The following is a 15,528-nucleotide window of genomic DNA, read 5'->3' on the forward strand; positions in this document are numbered from 1 at the left end:
CACATTAAGGCATACTGTGAGGGAATGGTCAATTTTTCGTTATGTAAAATTGATTCAGTTGTTTTATCTATTTATGTTATGGAAATTAATATTATTATTTGCATTAATAATGAGATAACGATAAAAAACCATGAAAAGAGTGGTGATGCTGCCAACTTACTGATTTAGTGTATGATGGTGTTTTTGAGGTGCTCCAGTGGCTTCTGTTTCTATCAGCTGTCCCTCCTGTTCAGCTACTGACGGGGTGGTGCGTAACGGCAAAAGCACTGCCGGACATCAGCGCTATCTCTGCTCTCACTGCCGTAAAACATGGCAACTGCAGTTCACTTACACCGCTTCTCAACCCGGTACGCACCAGAAAATCATTGATATGGCCATGAATGGCGTTGGATGCCGGGCAACCGCCCGCATTATGGGCGTTGGCCTCAACACGATTTTCCGCCATTTAAAAAACTCAGGCCGCAGTCGGTAACCTCGCGCATACAGCCGGGCAGTGACGTCATCGTCTGCGCGGAAATGGACGAACAGTGGGGATACGTCGGGGCTAAATCGCGCCAGCGCTGGCTGTTTTACGCGTATGACAGGCTCCGGAAGACGGTTGTTGCGCACGTATTCGGTGAACGCACTATGGCGACGCTGGGGCGTCTTATGAGCCTGCTGTCACCCTTTGACGTGGTGATATGGATGACGGATGGCTGGCCGCTGTATGAATCCCGCCTGAAGGGAAAGCTGCACGTAATCAGCAAGCGATATACGCAGCGAATTGAGCGGCATAACCTGAATCTGAGGCAGCACCTGGCACGGCTGGGACGGAAGTCGCTGTCGTTCTCAAAATCGGTGGAGCTGCATGACAAAGTCATCGGGCATTATCTGAACATAAAACACTATCAATAAGTTGGAGTCATTACCAAAAGAGTAATAATTGATTAATGAGGGACTTATTTATTGATATGTATCAAGCATCACCCTTTGCTGACAACTAGAATTGATGAGTCATTTTAATGTATTTAACTTTATCGTTTTAACGTCAGGTGGGATGCCTGTCCGAATACCCCCTGCAGGATGTGCGGGATTCTACTGAGCATCTATGAAACTCAATAAAAATTATATTGGTATTAGAGATAGATGGTGGGCGTTACCTCTCATCTTGCCTTCTTTGCTGTTGCCTATATTGAGCACTGCTAACACCTATGCCCATATTAGTACCGGGAACGTAATTCTTTTCTACCTGCCTTTAGCGCTGATGGTTAGCCTGATGTTGTTTTTCGGCTGGGCGGCATTACCAGGAATTATCATTTCCATCATCTGGTACAAATATCCGCAGGTTGGGTTATTTGAAATGCTCTCAATAATTTCGCACTTTATAGTTACGATAGTGCTTAGTTGGGGAGGGTATAAAGTTTTTGCTCCCCGGCGTAATAACGTTTCTTACGGTGACTCCCACCTGATGTTTCAGCACATGTTTTGGCAGGTTTTCTGCCCGGCAACGCTGTTTCTGCTATTCTTCCATTTCGCCGCGTTTGTGGGCGTCTATGAGAGCAAATCCGGCATGGTGGGCGTTATGCCCCTTAATACCGGCACGTTGATCAACTATCAGGCCATGCTGGCCGGGAATCTGGTTGGGGTTCCACTGTGCTACTTTATCATTCGCACGATTCGTAATCCTTTGTATATCAGAGGCTATTTATCTCAGTTAAAGCAGCAGTTTGACACCAAAGTTACCAAAACAGAGTTTGCGGTCTGGCTGATTATATTGACCATACTAATGACATTGTTGTGTATGCCGTTAGATGAGCAAAGCTCGATATTTAGCACGAATTATACCTTGTCACTGCTGCTGCCCGTCATGCTATGGGGAGCAATGCGTTACGGTTATAAATTTATTTCGTTAATATGGATGCTCGTACTCATTACAGCAATTCATTATTATCAACGCTATATGCCCTGGTATTCGGGTTACGATGTGCAGCTTGCCATTACCTCATCGAGTTACCTGGTTTTCTCCTTCATCGTGAATTTTATTGCCGTACTGGCAACGCGCCAGAGAATTGTTGCCAGACATTCTCATCGTCTGGCCTTCTTTGACCCCATGGTGCATATTCCGAATTTGCGCGCTTTGAACCGGGATTTGAGAAAGGCGCCATGGTCAGTGCTTTGCTTTTTGAGTGTTCCGGGTATGGAACTGCTGGTGAAAAATTACGGCATTATGCTGCGTATCCAGTACAAGCAAAAACTTGCCCAGTGGGTAAAGCCATTGCTGAAACAAGATGAGCATGTCTATCAGTTATCGGGTAATGATTTAGTTCTGCGTTTTAACACCGAGTCGCATCAGGAGCGTATTGAAGCGCTGGACAGGCATATCAAGCAGTTTCGTTTTATCTGGGATGGCATGCCTTTACAGCCGCAGGTGGGGATTAGTTTTTGCTATGTCCGTTCTCCTGTTAATCACATCTACTTGTTACTGGGGGAGTTAAGCACCATCGCCGAGCTTTCTCTGGCGACCAATGCGCCAGAGAATTTGCAGCGCCGAGGCGTGATGCACCTGCAACGTGACTTGAAAGATAAGGTTGCGATGATGAATCGTCTGCAACTGGCGCTGGAGCACAATCGCTTTTTCCTGATGGCGCAGCCGATTTCAGGCGTGCGCGGCGATGTTTATCACGAAATTCTGCTGCGGCTAGAGGGGGATGATGGTAAAACCATCGGTCCTGACAGCTTCTTACCGGTAGCGCATGAGTTTGGATTGTCATCCAGCATCGATCTGTGGGTGATTGAAAATACGCTGAAGTTTATGGCGCAGAATCGGGAAAAAATGCCCGCCCGTCGGTTTGCTATTAACTTATCTCCCACGTCGGTATGCCGTGCCCGGCTTCCGCATGACATCAACCAACTACTGATTAAGTACAAAGTTGAACCGTGGCAGCTGATTTTTGAAGTAACGGAAAGCAATGCCTTAACCAATGCGGAACAGGCGCAGGCAACGCTACTGCAACTGCAATCATTGGGCTGTCAGATTGCGATTGATGATTTTGGTACCGGATATGCCAGCTATGCGCGGCTGAAGAATGTGAATGCCGATATCCTGAAAATTGATGGCAGCTTTATTCGCAACATCGTTTCGAATAGCCTCGACTATCAAATCGTGGCCTCTATTTGCCATTTGGCGCGGATGAAAAGAATGCTGGTGGTTGCGGAGTACGTCGAAAGCGAAGAAATACGCAGTGCGGTAATTTCGCTGGGGATTGATTACATGCAGGGGTATCTGATTGGTAAACCACAGCCGTTGCATGAAATGCTGGAAGAACAGGTGCCAGAAGAACTGGCACCTGCTGAGAGCTTATGCGGCGATATCGGGTGAACTCTCTTCTTCAATTTTGAGTCGCCAGCCGGTAACGGCTTCCCAGTATTGCTGCTCTTTTTCCAGATCGAGCAGCACCAGCGCATTCTGGCTAAACCAGTCATGCGGAAAGCGTAAGGTCCAGTGGTTGTCGTCGGTAATTAGGGTCAGCGTCGGTGGCGTGGTGGTCGCCTGTCGCTGATTATTCAGCAGCACGCCCAGGCGCAACAGCTGAATTAACGGCAGAAACTGTTTTTTCTTGAACAGCGTAAAGCGGGGCAAATCATCCAGTTTCACCGCTTTGCGATGATATCGAACCAGGGTTGCCATCATCAGCTGTTGTTCCTGATTGAAACCCGGTAAATCGCTGTTTTGGAGGATATACGCCGAGTGGCGATGTAAACCGCTGTGGTTGATGTTCAGCCCAACCTCATGCAGCATCGCCGCCCAGCGCAGCAACGCTTCCAGTTGTGGATTGGCCAGCTTTGGCTGCTGCGTATGCCACTGGTCGTACATTTGCATCGTCGTTTCCAGTACGCGCCGGGCCTGTTCGCTGTCGATGTTGTACTGGTTCGCCAGGCTGCTCGCGGTACGGCTGCGAACGTCCTGGTGGCGAAAACGACCTTCCATCTCATACAGCACGCCTTCGCGTAGTGCGCCATCAGAAAGGCGGAGTTCGCGGATAGCCAGTGCGTCAAAAACGCCGCACAGAATCGCGAGTCCCGGCACAAACACCGCTTTTCGCTCTTCAGACAGCCCCGGCAGGCTGAGCGCATCGAATGACGCATGCTTCAGCACTTCGGTTCGCAGTTTGTCCAGGCGTTCAGGGGTGATAAAACCATCTTTCTCACCCATCTCCAGCAGCACTTCGTGTGCCGCTTTAATCGTGCCCGACGCGCCCAGCGCAACGTTCCAGCCCTGAATGCGAAACTGCCAGGTTAAGGTTTCAAGCTTTTGCGCTGCCGCCATGCGCGCACGCTGGAAGTTTTCCCGACTAATAGCGCCGCCCGGGAAATACATCTGAGCAAAACTGACGCAGCCCATACGACGGCTTTCCACCAGTTTGGGCTCGAAATCTTCGCCGATCACCAGTTCTGTTGAACCACCGCCGATATCAATAACCAGCTTACGACCCTTTTCCGGCTGGGTGTGCTCCACGCCCATAAAAATCAGTCGGGCTTCTTCATTACCGGAAATAATCTCAATCGGGTAGGGGATAACTTTTTCTGCTCGCTTAAGAAAATCGGTCGCATTTAGCGCCTGACGCAAAGTATGGGTTCCCACGATGCATACGCTTGATGGGGGAAAGCCCTGTAGACGTTCGGCGAACAGCGACAGGCAGCTTAATCCGCGCTCCATTGCCTCTTCGCTCAGCTTGTTATCTTCGCCGAGGCCATCCGCCAGATGAACGCGCTGTTTCAGTCGCCCGATAATCTGCATTGCGCCATCAACCACGCGGGCAATGACCATATGGAAACTGTTTGAACCAAGGTCGACCGCAGCAAATTCCTGCGGTCGTGGAGTCTTGTCGTGTATTGGCATAGCGTTAGTCAGGTTGCTCGAGTGATTTGATGTAGTCGTATATCGCCAATTGTGACTGAACCTTACGGCGGTTTCCGCGTGGTACGTAGCGATTACTGAGTTCTTTATCGATGAAGCGAGCCTTCACCGTGTCGCTGAACAGGATATCGATAATATCCAGCACACGCTGCTTAAGACGCGGGTCCAGCAGCGGTGTGGCGACTTCGATGCGATAGTCGATATTCCTGGTCATCCAGTCTGCGGAGGAGAGGTATACCTGCTTGTCGCCACCGTTTTCGAAGATATAAACCCGGTCGTGTTCAAGGTAGCGGTCAACTATGCTTATCACGCGAATATTGTCGCTAATGCCTTCCAGGTTCGGAATCAAAGAGCACATACCGCGAATCAATAAATTGACTGGCACGCCTGAGCTTGAGGCCGCATAGAGACGATCAACCAGGCCTTTATCGACCAGGTTATTCAGTTTTAGGGTGATACCGGAAGGCTGTCCTTGCTGCGCGTTGGCGATTTCTTTGTCAATCATCGCGTACAGCAAACGGCGCGAGTTCTGCGGAGAAACCAGCAGATAATCGAACGTCACCGGACGATACGGGTTCTCGATGAAGTTGAACACCCGACGAACCTCGTTGGTAATGCGTGAGTCGGCAGTAAGTAACGAATAGTCGGTATAGAGACGCGCCGTTTTTTCGTTGAAGTTCCCCGTCCCGATATGCGCATAGCGCACAACTTCATCACCTTCTTTACGCGAGATAAGGAACAATTTTGCGTGAATTTTCAGGCCCGGCGCGGAGAAGATAACGTGAACGCCTGCCTCGGTAAGACGCTTGGCCCAATGAATGTTGGCTTCTTCATCAAAGCGAGCCTGCAACTCCACCACCACGGTGACTTTCTTACCGTTGTGCGCAGCATGGATCATCGAATCAATGATGCGCGAGTCTTTGGCCACACGGTAGATGTTGATTTTTATCGCCAGCACGCTCGGGTCGAAAGAGGCCTGGCGCAACAGTTCAAGAACGTGCTCAAAAGTGTGATACGGATAATATAGCAGCACGTCGCGTTCGCGAACGGCGTCAAAGCCGTTACGAAACTTCTCGTTATCGAACCAGATATGGCGCAAACGCGGCAGCGGTTTGTTCACCAGGTTAGCTTTGCCAACGTTGGGGAAATTAATAAAGTCTTTGAAGTTATGGTAACGCCCGCCGGGAACAATCGAGTCGTAGCGAGAAATCGTCAGCTTTTCACGCAGTACCTCGACCAGCGCATTGGGCATGTCGCGCTGATAGACAAAACGTACAGGCTCTGCGGTCAGACGCTGTTTCAGGCTGGACGACATCAGCTCCATCAGGCTCGATTCCATCTCGTGCACCAAATCGTATTCGGCATCGCGAGTCATTTTCATCGAATAGGCGTTCAGCGCATCGTAATCAAAGAACCCTTTGAAAATGTCGTCAAGGCAGTAGCGTAAGATGTTGTCCAGCAGGATCATCGGTTTGCGACGGCGCGGGGTTTCCGGCGGTAGATTCACAAAACGGGGAACCTTGTCGGAAGGGATTTCCAGCAGCGCGTAGCGGATCGTATCGCCGCGGATAATTTCCACCGCCAGATAGGTGTAGTCATCTTTCAGAAACTGAACTAAATCCGTCTCGCGGTTGATCAGGATCGGTGTAATGTGTTGGCGAAGATATTGTTTGAAGTAGTGGCGTAACCAGCTCTGTTGATTGACCGACAACTGACGTTCATTGATAAGGAAAATCTGGTTGCGCGCCATCTCCAGCAGCAACTCGTTGTACAGGCCGTCAAATTCCTGATCGGCTTTTAACACGCGGGCCTGGATTTTACCTAACAGATGGCGGGAGTGAGAGTTTGAACCCTGTTCTTCGCTAATAATGATTCGGCGCTTCAGTTCGGCAAAACGAACCTTATAAAACTCGTCGAGATTATTGGAATAGATGCCTAAGAAACGCATCCGTTCGATCAACGGGTTTGACTTATCAGCAGCTTCCTGGAGTACACGTTCGTTGAACGCTAACCAGCTGAGTTCTTTCTCGATGTATAGCTTTTCCTGACCCATTACCACTTTTACTCCGTTTCATTCACGGGACACTACCGATTTATTATGGCGAGCATTGCTCTCAGATGTCCAACAGTGCCAGAAAAATATGACAATAAACCGTCTGATAGCAAAGAGAAAGGGGGAGCGTAGATGAATACCGGAGATGTTAACCGGAAAAGGTATTTATGCCTGTAAACCGGATGGTGAGATCCGGTTTACAGGTTGATTTTATTCTTCGTCGGCGGCGTAGCCTTGTGGCGGCAGACAAACGCCGTCCAGCCATGCTGCGTTATCACGCATCTTCAGGCGACCATCAGTAAACCAGCTTACCACCAGCGGGTAAATGGTATGTTCCTGGGCCTGGACTCGTGCCGTGACATCATCTTCGCTGTCGCCTTCAAATACCGGAACCTTGGCCTGGAGAATAACCGGTCCGCCGTCCAGTTCATCGGTGACGAAATGGACGGAGGTGCCATGCTCTTCATCGCCGTTTTCCAGAACCTGACGGTGCGTGTGCAGGCCAGGATACTTCGGCAATAAAGACGGGTGGATATTCAGCAATCGTTCAGAATAGTGAGCAACAAACGCCGGACTTAGAATGCGCATATAACCGGCCAGCACCACGACATCGGGGGCATAAGCGTCGATCTCTTGTATCAGTTGCTGGTCGAATGCTTCGCGACTGGCAAACTGGGCGGCTTCCAGCGAGTGTGCAGGAATATTCGCTTCGCGTGCGCGCTCAAGGCCGAACGCATCGGCCTTGTTACTGAATACTGCACGTATGGTGCCATTGATTTTATTCTGTTCGCAGGCATCCATTATCGCCTGCAAATTGCTTCCGTTGCCGGAAATGAGCACCACAATGTTTTTCATTCAATGACCACACGCTGTTCGGAATCAGAAGCTTTGATGATACCGATTTTCCATGCGTTTTCACCTTTCTCATTGAGCAAAGCAAGGGCTTTGTCCACTTCAGAAGCTGGCAGGGCGATAACCATGCCTACGCCGCAGTTAAAGGTACGATACATCTCATGCTGGCTGACGTTACCCGCCGTTTGCAGCCAGTTGAAGACGGCTGGCCACTGCCATGAAGATTCATCGATCACAGCCTGCGTGTTATCTGGCAGAACGCGTGGAATATTTTCCCAGAAACCACCGCCGGTCAGGTGGGCAATGGCATGCACATCAACCTTCTCAATCAATTCCAGAATGGATTTGACATAAATGCGGGTCGGGGCCAGTAAGTGATCGGCCAGCGGCTTGCCTTCAAGTTCGGTGGTTTCCGGGTCACAACCGCTAACTTCAACAATTTTGCGCACCAGAGAGTAGCCGTTGGAGTGCGGACCGCTGGAACCGAGTGCAATCAGTACGTCGCCGTCAGCCACTTTTGAACCGTCGATGATCTCTGATTTTTCGACGACGCCAACGCAGAAGCCTGCCACGTCGTAATCTTCGCCGTGGTACATCCCCGGCATTTCAGCCGTTTCACCGCCGACAAGCGCACAGCCAGACTGCAGACAGCCTTCGGCAATACCGTTAATGACGCTGGCTGCGGTATCCACATCCAGTTTGCCGGTAGCATAGTAGTCGAGGAAAAACAGCGGCTCAGCGCCCTGAACCACGAGGTCGTTGACGCACATTGCGACGAGGTCAATGCCGATAGTGTCGTGGCGTTTCAGATCCATCGCCAGACGCAGTTTTGTGCCGACGCCATCAGTGCCGGAAACCAGTACCGGTTCACGATATTTTTGCGGCAATGCGCACAGCGCACCGAAGCCACCCAGACCACCCATAACTTCCGGACGACGAGTTTTCTTTACTACGCCTTTGATTCGATCAACCAGAGCATTACCTGCATCAATATCAACACCGGCATCTTTGTAGCTAAGAGAGGTTTTATCGGTCACTGCCTGCTTCCCCACATGTTTACTTGCAGTAAAAGTTAAATTCGGCGCAATTCTAACAGGGAAAGCAAACGTTTGCGAGCCTGCTCTGCATCAAGTTTTATGTGCTGATTTTTTCAGCATTTTACAATCATTTATCTATTTGTTTGAACTGCGCCACGAAAATGAAACCGGGTACAGTCTTGTGCTTGAAACCTGTCTGCTGAATACACAGTATCGTACTGAAACCGGTTTCTGTTTTCTGTTGCGGACCTCATCAACAGCGTTTTGCACAGAGTAATCACGAGAGGGGAAGGGTATGTCAGGATTTAAAGCAGATTTCATGTGGGGTGGTGCCGTAGCCGCTCATCAACTGGAAGGTGGCTGGCAGGAAGGTGGAAAAGGAATTAGCGTTGCCGATGTCATGACGGCGGGGGCGCATGGCGTGGCGCGTGAAATCACTGACGGTGTGATTGCCGGTAAAAACTACCCTAACCACGACGCCATCGATTTTTATCACCGCTATAAAGACGACATTAAGCTGTTTGCCGAAATGGGGTTTAAATGTTTTCGTACTTCGATTGCCTGGACGCGTATTTTCCCCTTAGGCGACGAAGCGCAACCCAATGAGGCTGGCCTGCAGTTCTATGATGACCTGTTTGACGAATGCCTGAAATATGGCATTGAACCGGTGATTACGTTGTCGCATTTCGAGATGCCATACCATCTGGTGACGCAATATGGCGGCTGGCGTAACCGTAAGCTTATCGATTTCTTTGTCCGTTTTGCCGCAGTGGTTTTTACCCGTTACCAGCACAAAGTGAAGTACTGGATGACGTTTAATGAAATTAACAACCAGGCAAATTATCACGAAGACTTCGCGCCTTTTACTAACTCTGGCCTGAAATATCAGCCCGGTGAAGACCGCGAGCCGGTTATGTACCAGGCGGCGCACTATGAACTGGTGGCAAGCGCACTGGCGGTAAAGGCTGCGCGTGAGATTAACCCGGCATTGCAGATAGGGTGCATGATTGCCATGTGTCCTATCTATCCACTGACCTGCGCGCCGGACGATATGATGATGGCGATGAACGCCATGCACCGGCGTTACTGGTTTACCGATGTCCATGTGCGCGGCAAATACCCACGGCATCTTCTCAACTACTTTGCCCGGCGTGGCTTTGATCTTGATATCACTAAGGAAGACCGTCAGGCGCTGACTGAGGGTTGTGTCGATTACATCGGCTTTAGCTACTATATGTCTTTCGCAACGCAGGCCACGGCAGACAACCCACAGCTGGACTACGACGAGTCGAAAAGTCTGGTTTCCAACCCGTACGTGCATAAATCGGACTGGGGCTGGCAGATTGATCCCGTCGGTCTGCGCTATTCGCTGAACTGGTTCTGGGATCATTACCAACTGCCGCTGTTTATCGTCGAAAACGGCTTTGGTGCGATTGACGTGCAGCAGGCCGACGGATCGGTGGATGATTCCTATCGTATTGACTATATGGCCGCACATATCAGCGAAATGAAAAAAGCGGTAGTGGAAGATGGCGTGGACCTGATGGGTTATACCCCGTGGGGCTGTATTGATTTAGTCTCGGCCGGGACGGGGGAGATGAAAAAACGCTACGGCTTTATCTATGTTGATAAAAATAATGACGGAAGCGGAACGTTAGCACGCTCGCCGAAGAAATCTTTTTCATGGTATCAAAACGTTATCCAGACCAATGCTGAATATCTATAAAATTCATAGTATTGACAGCCAGCCCCGCCAATAATGCGGGGCTTGTTTTATACTCATCATCCAGACGCAAACGACTTTGGTTGATCCATATCAAGCGTATCCAGTGTTGCGCCAGAGACGAAAAGCGGTATAATCCGGCGATTTTTTTTGTGGTTGCCACTCGTCTGAGGAAAGGAGAAGAGTATGAAGATCGTGGAAGTCAAACACCCACTCGTCAAACACAAGCTGGGACTGATGCGTGAAAACGACATCAGCACTAAACGCTTTCGTGAACTCGCCTCGGAAGTTGGCAGCCTGCTGACTTATGAAGCAACCGCTGGTCTGGAAACCGAAAAGGTGACCATTGAAGGCTGGAACGGTCCGGTTGAAGTTGACCAAATCAAAGGTAAAAAAATCACCGTTGTGCCAATCCTGCGTGCGGGCCTGGGCATGATGGAAGGCGTACTGGAAAACGTTCCGAGCGCGCGTATCAGCGTAGTTGGTATGTACCGTAACGAAGAAACGCTGGAGCCGGTTCCGTACTTCCAGAAGCTGGTATCTAACATCGATGAGCGTATGGCGCTGATCGTTGACCCGATGCTGGCAACCGGCGGTTCCGTTATCGCCACCATCGACCTGCTGAAAAATGCAGGCTGCACCAGCATTAAAGTGCTGGTCCTGGTTGCGGCACCGGAAGGTATCGCGGCACTGGAAAGAGCGCACCCGGATGTTGAGCTGTACACGGCCTCCATCGATCAGGGGTTGAACGAGCACGGATACATTATTCCGGGGCTCGGCGATGCCGGCGATAAGATTTTTGGTACCAAGTAAACGAATAAGTGAAAAGAAGCCGACTTTAAGAGTCGGCTTTTTTTTGAATATAACAACCCAAGGCTAATAACAAACAACACTCAGAGGAAAACACTATGACGCGCCGTGCTATCGGGGTGAGTGAAAGACCGCCGCTTTTACAGACAATCCCGCTTAGTTTGCAGCACCTGTTCGCCATGTTTGGCGCAACGGTACTGGTGCCAGTCCTGTTCCACATCAACCCGGCTACCGTTCTGCTGTTTAACGGCATTGGTACGTTGCTGTATCTCTTTATCTGTAAAGGTAAAATTCCTGCGTATCTGGGTTCCAGCTTCGCATTTATTTCCCCGGTACTGCTGTTGCTGCCGTTAGGGTATGAAGTGGCGCTGGGTGGTTTCATTATGTGCGGCGTTCTGTTCTGCCTGGTTTCTTTCATCGTTAAGAAAGCAGGAACCGGCTGGCTGGATGTCATGTTCCCTCCTGCGGCGATGGGCGCAATCGTTGCCGTCATCGGTCTGGAGCTGGCTGGCGTCGCTGCGGGCATGGCGGGGTTACTGCCAGCAGAGGGACAATTACCGGATTCAAAAACCATCATCATCTCAATGGTGACGCTGGCGGTGACGGTATTTGGCTCTGTACTGTTCCGCGGTTTTATGGCGATTATCCCGATTCTGATTGGGGTGCTGGCCGGCTACGCGCTCTCCTTCGTGATGGGGGTCGTGGACACCACGCCGATTGCGCAGGCCCACTGGTTTGCTCTGCCAACGTTCTACACGCCGCGCTTTGAATGGGTTGCCATTCTGACCATCCTGCCGGCGGCGCTGGTGGTCATCGCTGAACACGTTGGACACCTGGTGGTAACGGCGAATATCGTGAAAAAAGATTTGATTCGCGATCCTGGCCTGCATCGTTCTATGTTTGCCAACGGCCTGTCTACGGTTATCTCTGGTTTCTTCGGCTCTACGCCGAACACCACATACGGCGAAAACATTGGCGTAATGGCGATTACCCGTGTTTACAGTACCTGGGTTATCGGCGGCGCGGCAATTTTTGCCATTCTGCTCTCCTGTGTGGGCAAACTGGCTGCGGCGATCCAAATCATTCCACTGCCGGTCATGGGTGGCGTATCGCTGCTGCTGTACGGCGTGATTGGTGCTTCTGGTATTCGCGTACTGATCGAGTCAAAAGTTGACTACAACAAAGCGCAAAACCTGATCCTGACCTCGGTTATTTTGATCATCGGCGTGAGTGGTGCGAAAGTTCACATTGGCGCCGCTGAGCTGAAAGGCATGGCGCTGGCGACCATTGTTGGCGTTTGTCTGAGCCTGATTTTCAAAGTTATCAGCCTGCTGCGTCCGGAAGAAGTCGTGCTTGACGCGGAAGATGCCGACAATCCGCAACAGTAAATCTCTTACCGGGTGGCGATGCTGCCCGGTTCTATCACGACGTATTTCTGTGTTAAACTCAACGCGATTTTATGAAATCCTGGGTTGAGGTATCTCTGAACACACCGGCACAGCTCTCTTTGCCACTTTATCTTCCTGACGACGAAACTTTCGCAAGTTTCTGGCCGGGGGATAACTCCTCTTTACTGGCTGCACTGCAAAACGTGCTGCGTCAGGACCATAGCGGGTATATTTATCTCTGGTCGCGTGAAGGCGCTGGCCGTAGTCATTTGCTGCATGCAGCTTGTGCGGAACTGTCCGCGCGCGGCGATGCGGTAGGCTATGTGCCGCTCGACAAGCGTACCTGGTTCGTCCCCGAGGTGCTCGACGGTATGGAGCATTTATCGCTGGTATGCATCGATAACATCGAATGTGTGGCCGGGGATTCGCTGTGGGAAATGGCGATCTTTGATCTCTACAACCGCATCCTGGAGTCGGGGAAAACGCGTCTGCTGATCACAGGCGATCGCCCGCCAAGACAGTTGAATCTGGGGTTGCCGGATCTCGCCTCGCGCCTGGACTGGGGACAAATCTACAAGCTGCAGCCGCTTTCCGATGAAGATAAGCTGCAGGCGTTGCAATTACGCGCCAGACTTCGTGGGTTTGAACTGCCGGAAGATGTGGGACGCTTCCTGCTCAAGCGTCTGGATCGAGAAATGCGTACGCTGTTTATGACGTTGGATCAGCTTGATCATGCATCGATCACCGCCCAGCGTAAGCTGACCATTCCATTCGTAAAAGAGATACTGAAGCTGTAAGCGCCGCAGCCGAAGAGACTGCGGCAGGTTTCAGGTTAACCGATGATTTCCAGTACCTGCTCCAGCGGGCGTCCAATTCTCGCCTGGCCTTTGGCAACCACAATCGGGCGCTCCATCAATTTCGGGTTTTCCACCATTGCCTGAATCAGCGCATCTTCACTCAGATTTACGTCCGCCAGATTAAGTGACTTATAGAGATCTTCTTTCTGGCGCATCAGCTCGCGCGCGCTGGACATGCCCAGCATCTGCAACAATTCACGCAGGGTTGTGGCGTCAGCCGGGGTTTCCAGATACAACACCACTTCCGGGTCCACACCGTTAGACTTCAGTAACTCCAGCGTTTCACGGCTCTTGGAGCAGCGTGGGTTATGGTAGATTTTAATCGCGTCTGACATGACTTCTCCTTGCATAACAATCCTGCCGGATGGCGACCAAAAGACCTTATCTGGCCTACATATCGCCATCCGGCAAGGGTTCGATAATTACATTTTCGTATACGGTTTAAAGCGCTCTTGCAGTTGGCGTAGCTGGTCGATACGGGCATCGTATCTGGCCTGCTGCTGGCTACCCAGCTTGACCTGTGAGCTTGCGCTGCTGAGCATCGAAATCGCCTGATCCAGACGTCCTGCGAGGGCATACCCTTCCGCGCGGGCCGCCAGTTCCTGATCGCGGTTGTTCAGGTTGGCTTCCGTTTGCGCTAACAGATCCCAGCCGTTAGGGTCGTTCTTATGGTTAAACGTATAGCGATTCAGGATGGTCGCCGCCTCTTTGGCTTGCCCGGCCTGTAAATACGCATTTGCCAGGTTGAGCTGCAGTACCGGGTTGGTGCGCAGGTCGCGGGCGTTTTTCAACCGATTAATGGCATCGCTGGTTTTCTTCTGGCCGAGATCGATATCCGTTGCCAGGTCGAGATACCAGGCATTGTTAGCATCTGCCGCCAGCAGCGGTTGCAGTGCTTTACGTGCCTCGTCATATTTACTGGCCTCCATTGCCTGCAATGCCCGGCCATACTGCGCCGCACGTTGCTCACGTATGTTGCCTTTCGACCAGTTACTCAGCAGGTCATCGGTCAGCTGGTTGCGACCAGAGTTGTACATGCCTAAGGTGCGTGCTTTGGCCAGATAAAAATCTTCTGAAGACTGGACGACAGCCGGACGCATTTGGTTGGCGCGGTTACGGGCATCCGACAGACGGCTTTCTGGCAGGGGGTGAGTCAGCAAAATTTCTGGTGGACGCGAAGAGTAACGGGCCTGATCGAGCAATTTTTCCAGAAATGTCGGCATGGCCTGGGGATCGAATCCCGAGCGTTGCAGTACCTGAATACCGATGCGGTCTGCTTCCTGTTCGTTTTGCTGCGTAAAGCTAATCATCCCCTGGCGTGTACCCGCCAGCGTACCGGTCAGCGCCGCCATACCTGCTTGCGGACTGGCCATCGCCAATAAAATTGACCCTAACGCACCCACCCACGTTAGCGGCGCGCTGCGTTTCTGGTCTTCCATTGCGCGCGCCAGGTGACGCTGCGTAACGTGGGAAATTTCGTGCGCCATAACCGATGCCAGTTGGCTTTCGTTATCGGAATAGCGGAACAGTGCGGAGTGCAAAACAACGTTGCCGCCAAAGAAAGCAAAGGCGTTGATTTCATCGTTGTTAATCAAAAAGAAGGTGAAGGGCGTTTTTACCGAGTCGGCGTGCGAGACCAGACGCATCCCCAGCGCATTAATGTATTGCGTCAGCAACGGATCGTTAATTAATGGCGCACTGCCGCGCAGCTGGCGAACATAATAATCGCCCATCTGCATTTCCTGTCCTATGGAAAGCGTACTCCCTGCCGAGGTTCCCATATCAGGCAGGGTGTCCGCGGTTTCTGCAAATGCGGGCGCAACCTGACCGATGGTCAGTGCAGCAATGAGGGTAGCAACCAGGTTTTTTTTCAACTGCCTGAACATAACCTCTGTCCTGTATTCTTTTTTG

At 51.1% G+C, this 15,528-nt stretch carries 12 protein-coding genes; 6 read left to right on the plus strand and 6 right to left on the minus strand.

Annotation, left to right across the window (positions count from 1 at the left end):
- Positions 1–196 precede the first annotated feature (196 nt).
- Positions 197–894, plus strand: a protein-coding gene (locus tag HV334_RS06780; protein ID WP_095033700.1) for an IS1-like element IS1B family transposase whose coding sequence is annotated in 2 segments (ribosomal slippage) — positions 197–446 and positions 446–894 — 699 coding nt in all. Because the reading frame shifts where the segments join, the coding sequence is not laid out codon by codon here.
- Positions 895–1,087: 193 nt separating this feature from the next.
- Positions 1,088–3,358 (plus strand): sensor domain-containing phosphodiesterase, encoded by a 2,271-nt coding sequence (locus HV334_RS06785; protein WP_047501586.1) that lies wholly within the window; start codon positions 1,088–1,090, stop codon positions 3,356–3,358.
- On the opposite strand, the gene ppx is transcribed toward HV334_RS06785, so the two are convergent.
- The 4 genes from ppx to purM form a co-directional block, all read right to left on the minus strand.
- Positions 3,338–4,879, minus strand: coding sequence for an exopolyphosphatase (gene ppx, locus HV334_RS06790; RefSeq protein ID WP_016153985.1), 1,542 nt, complete (start codon positions 4,877–4,879; stop codon positions 3,338–3,340). The two genes, HV334_RS06785 and ppx, sit on opposite strands and share 21 nt — an antisense overlap.
- Before the next feature lie 4 nt (positions 4,880–4,883).
- A complete protein-coding gene (gene ppk1, locus HV334_RS06795) occupies positions 4,884–6,950 on the minus strand; it encodes a polyphosphate kinase 1 (protein ID WP_003835119.1) in 2,067 nt (688 codons plus the stop codon).
- 210 nt (positions 6,951–7,160) lie between these two features.
- Positions 7,161–7,805, minus strand: coding sequence for a phosphoribosylglycinamide formyltransferase (gene purN, locus HV334_RS06800; protein ID WP_049041566.1), 645 nt, complete (start codon positions 7,803–7,805; stop codon positions 7,161–7,163).
- Complete coding sequence (purM, locus tag HV334_RS06805) at positions 7,802–8,839, minus strand: phosphoribosylformylglycinamidine cyclo-ligase (RefSeq protein ID WP_019077369.1); 1,038 nt, start codon at positions 8,837–8,839, stop codon at positions 7,802–7,804. The genes purN and purM overlap by 4 nt, the downstream gene beginning before the upstream one ends.
- Positions 8,840–9,134: 295 nt before the next feature.
- On the opposite strand from purM, the gene HV334_RS06810 reads away from it, so the two are divergent.
- The 4 genes from HV334_RS06810 (at position 9,135) to HV334_RS06825 (ending at position 13,557) form a co-directional block, all read left to right on the plus strand.
- A complete protein-coding gene (locus HV334_RS06810; protein WP_181221321.1) occupies positions 9,135–10,565 on the plus strand; it encodes a 6-phospho-beta-glucosidase in 1,431 nt (476 codons plus the stop codon).
- A gap of 183 nt (positions 10,566–10,748) precedes the next feature.
- Complete coding sequence (gene upp / locus HV334_RS06815) at positions 10,749–11,375, plus strand: uracil phosphoribosyltransferase (protein ID WP_181221322.1); 627 nt, start codon at positions 10,749–10,751, stop codon at positions 11,373–11,375.
- Between the two features lie 95 nt (positions 11,376–11,470).
- Positions 11,471–12,760, plus strand: coding sequence for a uracil permease (uraA, locus tag HV334_RS06820; RefSeq protein ID WP_181221323.1), 1,290 nt, complete (start codon positions 11,471–11,473; stop codon positions 12,758–12,760).
- 95 nt (positions 12,761–12,855) lie between these two features.
- Complete coding sequence (locus HV334_RS06825) at positions 12,856–13,557, plus strand: DnaA inactivator Hda (RefSeq protein ID WP_200049399.1); 702 nt, start codon at positions 12,856–12,858, stop codon at positions 13,555–13,557.
- Positions 13,558–13,592: 35 nt separating this feature from the next.
- Here the strand turns inward: HV334_RS06825 and arsC are convergent, their stop codons facing one another.
- On the minus strand, positions 13,593–13,952 hold the full coding sequence (gene arsC, locus HV334_RS06830; protein WP_181221324.1) for an arsenate reductase (glutaredoxin): 360 nt from the start codon (positions 13,950–13,952) through the stop codon (positions 13,593–13,595).
- Positions 13,953–14,039: 87 nt separating this feature from the next.
- The gene (gene bepA, locus HV334_RS06835) at positions 14,040–15,503 is read right to left on the minus strand and encodes a beta-barrel assembly-enhancing protease (RefSeq protein WP_047501595.1); all 1,464 of its coding nucleotides are present in this window, start codon (positions 15,501–15,503) and stop codon (positions 14,040–14,042) included.
- Positions 15,504–15,528 lie beyond the last annotated feature (25 nt).

Source organism: Citrobacter sp. RHBSTW-00944 (assembly GCF_013615435.1).
Classification (GTDB): Bacteria; Pseudomonadota; Gammaproteobacteria; order Enterobacterales; family Enterobacteriaceae; genus Citrobacter; species Citrobacter braakii.

What these genes read in the sequence shown, in the direction of transcription:
- HV334_RS06785 (WP_047501586.1), top strand. Translation starts at nt 1,088, where the DNA reads ATGAAACTCAATAAAAATTATATTGGTATTAGAGATAGATGGTGGGCG.
- ppx (WP_016153985.1), bottom strand. Translation starts at nt 4,879, where the DNA reads ATGCCAATACACGACAAGACTCCACGACCGCAGGAATTTGCTGCGGTC.
- ppk1 (WP_003835119.1), bottom strand. Translation starts at nt 6,950, where the DNA reads ATGGGTCAGGAAAAGCTATACATCGAGAAAGAACTCAGCTGGTTAGCG.
- purN (WP_049041566.1), bottom strand. Translation starts at nt 7,805, where the DNA reads ATGAAAAACATTGTGGTGCTCATTTCCGGCAACGGAAGCAATTTGCAG.
- HV334_RS06810 (WP_181221321.1), top strand. Translation starts at nt 9,135, where the DNA reads ATGTCAGGATTTAAAGCAGATTTCATGTGGGGTGGTGCCGTAGCCGCT.
- upp (WP_181221322.1), top strand. Translation starts at nt 10,749, where the DNA reads ATGAAGATCGTGGAAGTCAAACACCCACTCGTCAAACACAAGCTGGGA.
- uraA (WP_181221323.1), top strand. Translation starts at nt 11,471, where the DNA reads ATGACGCGCCGTGCTATCGGGGTGAGTGAAAGACCGCCGCTTTTACAG.
- arsC (WP_181221324.1), bottom strand. Translation starts at nt 13,952, where the DNA reads ATGTCAGACGCGATTAAAATCTACCATAACCCACGCTGCTCCAAGAGC.
- bepA (WP_047501595.1), bottom strand. Translation starts at nt 15,503, where the DNA reads ATGTTCAGGCAGTTGAAAAAAAACCTGGTTGCTACCCTCATTGCTGCA.